This is a genomic window from Microcystis sp. LE19-10.1B (genome assembly GCF_027530565.1).
GTDB lineage: Bacteria > Cyanobacteriota > Cyanobacteriia > Cyanobacteriales > Microcystaceae > Microcystis > Microcystis aeruginosa.
Window position 1 is genome coordinate 1 of sequence record NZ_JAPZQM010000687.1, and the last position, 6,253, is coordinate 6,253.

The 6,253-nt window shown below is 48.5% G+C and carries 5 protein-coding genes; 1 reads left to right on the forward strand and 4 read right to left on the reverse strand.

Annotation, left to right across the window (positions count from 1 at the left end; genetic code table 11):
- Window positions 1-146 precede the first annotated feature (146 nt).
- Window positions 147-575, forward strand: a complete 429-nt coding sequence (locus tag O9332_RS24555) for an ATP-dependent zinc protease family protein (RefSeq protein WP_002763320.1) — start codon at window positions 147-149, stop codon at window positions 573-575.
- A 290-nt stretch (window positions 576-865) separates the two neighbouring features.
- On the opposite strand, the gene O9332_RS24560 is transcribed toward O9332_RS24555, so the two are convergent.
- The 4 genes from O9332_RS24560 to O9332_RS24575 all read right to left on the reverse strand — a co-directional run bounded on the left by O9332_RS24560 (window position 866) and on the right by O9332_RS24575 (window position 6,074).
- Window positions 866-2,293, reverse strand: coding sequence for a hypothetical protein (locus tag O9332_RS24560; protein ID WP_002763318.1), 1,428 nt, complete (start codon window positions 2,291-2,293; stop codon window positions 866-868).
- Window positions 2,294-2,304: 11 nt separating this feature from the next.
- On the reverse strand, window positions 2,305-4,050 hold the full coding sequence (locus O9332_RS24565; RefSeq protein ID WP_502846471.1) for a R3H domain-containing nucleic acid-binding protein: 1,746 nt from the start codon (window positions 4,048-4,050) through the stop codon (window positions 2,305-2,307).
- A 117-nt stretch (window positions 4,051-4,167) separates the two neighbouring features.
- Entirely contained in the window at window positions 4,168-5,169 is a 1,002-nt protein-coding gene (gene ldpA / locus O9332_RS24570; RefSeq protein WP_002763316.1) for a circadian clock protein LdpA, read from the reverse strand.
- A 320-nt stretch (window positions 5,170-5,489) separates the two neighbouring features.
- On the reverse strand, window positions 5,490-6,074 hold the full coding sequence (locus O9332_RS24575; RefSeq protein WP_002763315.1) for a DUF3727 domain-containing protein: 585 nt from the start codon (window positions 6,072-6,074) through the stop codon (window positions 5,490-5,492).
- Window positions 6,075-6,253: the final 179 nt, after the last annotated feature.

Consider the following 6,253-nt stretch of genomic DNA (forward strand, 5'->3'; position numbering starts at 1 on the left):
GGAGTGATCAGGGGGAAATTCAGGGACTTTTTCCCTGAAAATTAGGTAATTGACCCCCTCAAAATCGGTAAAACCCCACACCCCACACCCCACACCCTACACCCTGCCCCTAGGAAAAACTTTTTCAGCAGACCCTAAATAGACGGATGAAACCCGATAAAATCATCATCGGTTGGCGAGAATGGCTCGATTTACCTGATTTAGGCATTACCAAAATAAAGGCCAAGATTGATACAGGCGCTCGCTCCTCGGCCCTACACGCTTTTCATCTCCATCCTTTTCGAGATGGCGATCGCAATTGGCTGCGCTTTCAAGTTCATCCCTACCAAAAAGATAGTCACCACACTGTCACCACCACCGCAGAAATCCTCGAATGGCGACAGGTAAAAAATTCTGGGGGTCAAAGTCAACTACGTCCCGTTATTAGAACAAACGTATTGCTTGGTGGTCGTCAATGGGCGATCGAATTAACTTTAACTAATCGCGATGTCATGGGTTTTCGGATGTTATTAGGACGAGAAGCGCTGAAAAAAGGCTTTCTTGTCCATCCGAATAAGTCTTTTTTACTGAGTTAAGTTATAAGCTAAACGGCTTTTACTTCGGATCACCGATATAGACTCCAAAAGGGTTATAGCTGTTGGATCATGCAGGTTAAGCGCCGTTTAGCTTATTTAGGGTTTGCGGCAAAAAGTTTTTCCTGGGGGCAGGGTGTGGGTTTTACCGATTTTCAGGTGGTCAATTACCTAATTTTCAGGGAAAAAGTCCCTGAATTTGCCCCCTGATCACTCCCAGGGCCGGTACTTTTTGATTGACAAAAAGTCTAAAGATATTATCCAACAAGGTTTTTAGATTTATTCAGCCAGCCCTAAGTAGCGGGTAAATCTTGGTATTCAGCCAAAGCATTTATAAAAAACAAGTCTCCCCAAATTAAACCCGTATCATAGATTTGGCTGGGTTGAATCGCGGCGGGATGATGATAACAACCATGACGCAATAAACTCATCTCTGGGGCGGTTTCGTCGGGAAAATAGGCAAAAGAAGTCAAATTCAAGAGAGTATTATCGATCGCCTCTCGATAGGTTCCATAACTAGGATCACTGCTGGGTAAAGCTTTTAATAAGCGAATCATCCCCGCCACAGCGATCGCCGCTGCCGAAGAATCCTTTTCCGTAGCGCCATTTTTTTGCAAGGCATAATCAAAGTCCCAGGGAGGAATAAAATCCCCGGCGCGTCTTTGTCCACCGGGCCAGCGATCGGGCAAATTGTCCAGATAATAATTAATGGCATCCTTGGCAATGGTTAACATTTCCGGATCGCCGGTGTAAATATAGGCCGTCGTGGCACTATAAATAAACCAAGCTTGACCCCGGGACCAAGTGCTATCATCGCGCCAGCCCTGTTTTCCCTCATTAAATAAGAAATTTCTATAGGTGGGAGAGTTGACATTTTGATCAAAATAGCCTCTTTGCCAAGTTCCCGTTTTACCCGGGCGACGGTTAGCCCCAAAGGTGCGGCTAATGGTGCGGATGTGGGAAAGGGCCTTTTCTTGCCAATCTTTTGCCTCCTTGGGGTCAGGATTGTGGAGACTTGCCCAGAGCATTTGTTCTATATTGATCGTATGGTCGATAAAAACCTGCCAATGTTCTTGCTGATCGGTGCGATCGGCCTTGCGTAACCAGCCAAAAGTCCCGATATCGGTGTGATAACTCCCTTTACCATCCTGAAAAGGTTGCGCTAGTTGTCTGGCCCCCCGTAAAGTTATCTCTAAAGCTGTCTGTTTTTCCTGGCCCTGTCCCGACTCAAACCAAGGGGCAAACACCAGTACATTATTAAGAGCGATGTCTTTGTTCTTCAAACTGGTTTCTTTTAAGGGATCGCTCCATTTTTTCGCGGCAGCTGACCAAAATCCCGCATCCATAGGGTTTGATTCTAAGTCAGCAATTTTCCATAATAAAGCAGCAAAAGCCCCTGCCGCCCAAAAATTGGCCTTTGCCAACTTCCAAGTGCCGGGGGTGGGACTATTCCCCCTCCGTAGCCAATTGAAGAAAGTAAAACCCGATGGCTCTGGATGGGTAAGATAGGGATAGAGAATGCCCCGACGGGCATAACTATCGAGATAATCGATCGTGGTCGCTAGTTTAATCTTAGCCAGATCGAGACAGAGCTTAATTCTTTCAGCTAGGGGCATTTTGGCGCGCAATTCCGCCGCCGATTGGGGACGATGGATAATCCGGAGGGCCGCCGCACCGATCGCCGCCCCTGTACCTAGAATGATGAGCGTGCGTCGCTTCAAATTCCCGACTCCTAAGCTGGATAGATGCGAATACGGCGATTCGGTTCCTCTCCGAAGCTATCGGATTGGAGACGGTAATGTTCCACTAATTCGTGCTGCATTTTCCGCACTTTCGCCGATCGCGGCAGTAACTCCACCGGTTGGCCGGTGGGAATAACGATTTGTTCCACCGCTAACCGGGCCTCCTCCAAAGCTTCGATCTCGTCATCACTACCGCTGCGGGCAAATAAACGCAGATCTGCACCTTCCTGATTCATCGGGTCATCAATGCCCAAAATCCGCTTTAAACCGCGAGAAATTTGGGGCAGGGTATTGGATTTGATGCCGTGGATGGGAATTTGTCTTACTTTGGCAATTTGACGCAATTTTGACTGATTTTTAACGTGGGAACGCAGGGCCAGCACCGCATCGGCCCCCTGTAAATCTTTGGTCAAAACGATCGGCAAATCTAGGGCCTGTACTACCTGTTCGATCGGGGCGCGACTGACTCCGTAGGGATAGACATAAACCGGCCAATCTTCGCCATTGGGACCGGGGACGCGGACTTTTTCCGTTTCCGGTTCTTCCTGCAGCCAAGATTGTTCGAGGAGGCGATCGAAATCGTTTTCCCGGTTGAGGGGGCCCGCAGGGAAACGGGCCACGGGAGTCATCCGGCCATCGGCCCGCCATCCCTTGGGTTTATCCATTTCCGGCAGATAATTGCCGCGCAAAGGGGTCAAGTTTTCCGATTTTGGTTCTTCCTGAGCGACTTGTACTTTCCCCTCCTCATCTACCCAACGGATTTGGGCAATTGCTTCCCGTCCCCGCAGCAGTTGATCGATCGTGGTAGATACGTCCTCGTGGATGACCCAGCGCTGACGTTCCAACATTTCGATGGCAATGTCAAAGGTGGGCGGTGCTTTGCGTTCTAAAACGGTCTTCTGAGAACCCCGGCGGCGCGCTTCTTCGTCTCCGAGAGTTACTGCCTGAATTCCCCCGACTAAATCCGATAAAGTTGGGTTTTTAATTAAATTTTCCAATTGATTGCCGTGGGCGGTTCCCACCAACTGCACCCCGCGTTCGGCGATCGTGCGAGCGGCCAGAGCTTCTAATTCCGTACCGATCTCATCAATCACGATCACCTCTGGCATATGGTTTTCCACCGCTTCGATCATGACTTGATGCTGCAATTCCGGACGGGCCACCTGCATCCGACGAGCGCGACCGATGGCCGGATGGGGAATATCTCCATCCCCGGCGATTTCGTTGGAGGTGTCGATAATCACTACCCGTTTATTGAGGTCGTCGGCTAAAACTCGGGCTATTTCCCGGAGAGCGGTGGTTTTCCCTACCCCCGGACGACCGAGCAGCAGCAGGGATTTACCCGTTTCCACTAGGTCGTTAATCAGGGTGATCGTACCGAAAACGGCCCGACCGATACGACAGGTTAAACCGATAATTTCCCCGTCTCGATTGCGAATGGCACTGATGCGGTGCAGGGTGCGTTCAATCCCGGCGCGATTATCGCCGCTAAAACTGCCCACCCGGGCGATCGAATACTGGATTTCTTCTTTTGAGATCGGTTCGTCCCCCAGATCGATCGCCCCATCGGGAAAACGCGCTTCTGGTATGCGTCCCAAATCCATAACTACTTCGATCAGTTGATGCTGCCGCGGGTGTTCCTCGATTTTGCCGCGAATCCGCGCAGGTAGAATTGCCAAGAGTTTGTTTAAATCGTCGGTAACTGGCATCCGAGAGGAGGGTAGGGTTTCTGGCATTAATAGTAAAAGGTTTTGGCGATAATTGGCTGTTTTTATTGCCAAGATTTTCTTGGGGTCTAACACATTTAGGGGTTAGTTGTCAATTAAAAAAATATTATAGTTTTTTGACCAAGGCTAGGCTTTCAATTGAGCAACGAGAATAGAAGCAGCTTTAACGGCTTCTTGGTAGGCTTGGGGGTCATTTTCAAGGTTAGGCTGGTCTAAATGCTCTAAAATTGGCAAAATCAATGAACGGGCGTAACTTCCAGATGCAATACCAGCGATTTTTTCTCTCAGTCCCAGTTGCTGTAATTTGGTCACGGTATGGTCATTGGTTCCCCCAGCTAACTGCACAAATCCGGTTAGATTTTCGGAGAGGACTTTTTTGGCCATGTTAATGGCCGGGTGGGTGGTTCCTTTGCCGATATCGCCGCTCATCGGCCGGCCGTCCGTCTGCCAAATCAGAGGACAGCTTAGGGGTGAAATAGTTTCTCGCAGATAGTGGAGGTAATCAATGATCTGCTGATCATCCTGGCAACTTATGGCGAGGATTTTTAGGTTTTTAGTTAGAGGTGCGATCGCTTGCCAGAGTCGAGCAAATTCCTCTCGATGACCGACTTGGGTATGAATTTCGATCGCATCGACTCCCATTTCGATAATTAAGGGGATAATTTCTGCGGGTTGACAGACACGGGATATTGTCTCGATTATTTGCGGGGGACAAACGGGTAAGCAGCGACCGCAACCATAACAGCGCTGTTCGATTACTCCTCCCCTATCGATAGCATAAGCGGGACAGATTTTTTCGCAGGGACGGGGACAATCGACCGGACAGAGTTGCGGGTTAAAGACAGCTTTACGAAAGTGGGGATCTTCCCCGTCGTTGAGACTGACCATTAACCAAGGTCGTCGATTTGGGGGGAATCCGGCGATTTTTTCGGCGGTTTCGATGCCTTCGCGGGCCGCAACAATCACGGCTCGGTCGGCGGCCACATCAATACAATCGGCCCCGGCGATAGTATAGGTCAAAGCGAGGTTGCGAATCGTGGGCAAATCCTGGTAACTAGCTCCACAGATGAGCTTGAACCAGTGACCCGCAACTAAGGACCAGAAGGGAGAGGAGTTTTTATCTAGCACTTTTTTATCCTATCGCAGCCAGCCCCTAAACGTCAGCCTTGTGCTGCTCTGATACCAAATCTTCTGACTAAAGACTGATTATTAATTCTTCCTTTGGCATTAGTGCCTGTCTGAGGCTGCCCCTCACTTTTGCCAGCAAGCAGAGGCTAGCAGCCTATCCGATAGATAATAGGTTCGTCAGTGGTTAGGAAAATGTGTAATTAATTTAGGGAAAAAAATACCAAATCCGTTTTAATCACGAGGATAATAAAATCCCGAAAGATATACTGTCACTAGATTGCTCACAAATTTTGGTCGGCGGATTTGGTAAGATCGTGTAATTAATCGAGTTCATCAAACAAAAGTTCCTCTAGAATTGGTCCCATACCGTCATCATCGGGGGAAACTAATTCAACTTTCCCTTCCGCATCACCGACGGCTAAGAATAACAAAGGAGCTAGGGGACTGTAAATCGAGTATTTTTGGTCTTCCGAAAAGAAACTGGCGAGAAATTGCAATTCTTCCGGCTCTGATGACGAGGAGGGTTCATCGCCATCAATTTCTAAACTGAGAACATTATCTTCTTCTAGGGGCGGTAATTCACCACTAACAGTCAAGGTGTGGGCAGTGGATTTGAGCAATAGGTCTAATTCTGCTAAAACCGCTTTAGCATCGGCGAAAATCCGCTCGATTTCCTCGCTATCTTCGATTAAGAAGGCATCAGATTCTTCTTCCTCCGATTCCTCATCCCAAGCTAGAATCATCACCGGGGTATCCACGGGGACAAGAAGCATATAGGTGAGATCATCGGTTTCATAGGCATTCTCAATATAACAGTCCAGCGATCGACCTTGCTCATCCCAGAGGGTTATGATATCCGCTTCTTCGAGTTCGTTTTCTTGAAAATTAAATTGAGATGGGGACATAGGCTCTCAAACGCTACTGATTGAATCAGAATATCATGAGTTGACATCCTCGCCGCCCTAAAAGTGCGGCGATTCCTAAACCTCACGATTTAAGTTTCTGCTTCCACCACCGTCGCATACCACAGTTAAAAAACCATGTACTGTCTTACACAGAGTCCACAGACTTTCGCCCCATTTCA

What these genes read in the sequence shown, in the direction of transcription:
- O9332_RS24555 (WP_002763320.1), top strand. Translation starts at nt 147, where the DNA reads ATGAAACCCGATAAAATCATCATCGGTTGGCGAGAATGGCTCGATTTA.
- O9332_RS24565 (WP_502846471.1), bottom strand. Translation starts at nt 4,050, where the DNA reads ATGCCAGAAACCCTACCCTCCTCTCGGATGCCAGTTACCGACGATTTA.
- O9332_RS24575 (WP_002763315.1), bottom strand. Translation starts at nt 6,074, where the DNA reads ATGTCCCCATCTCAATTTAATTTTCAAGAAAACGAACTCGAAGAAGCG.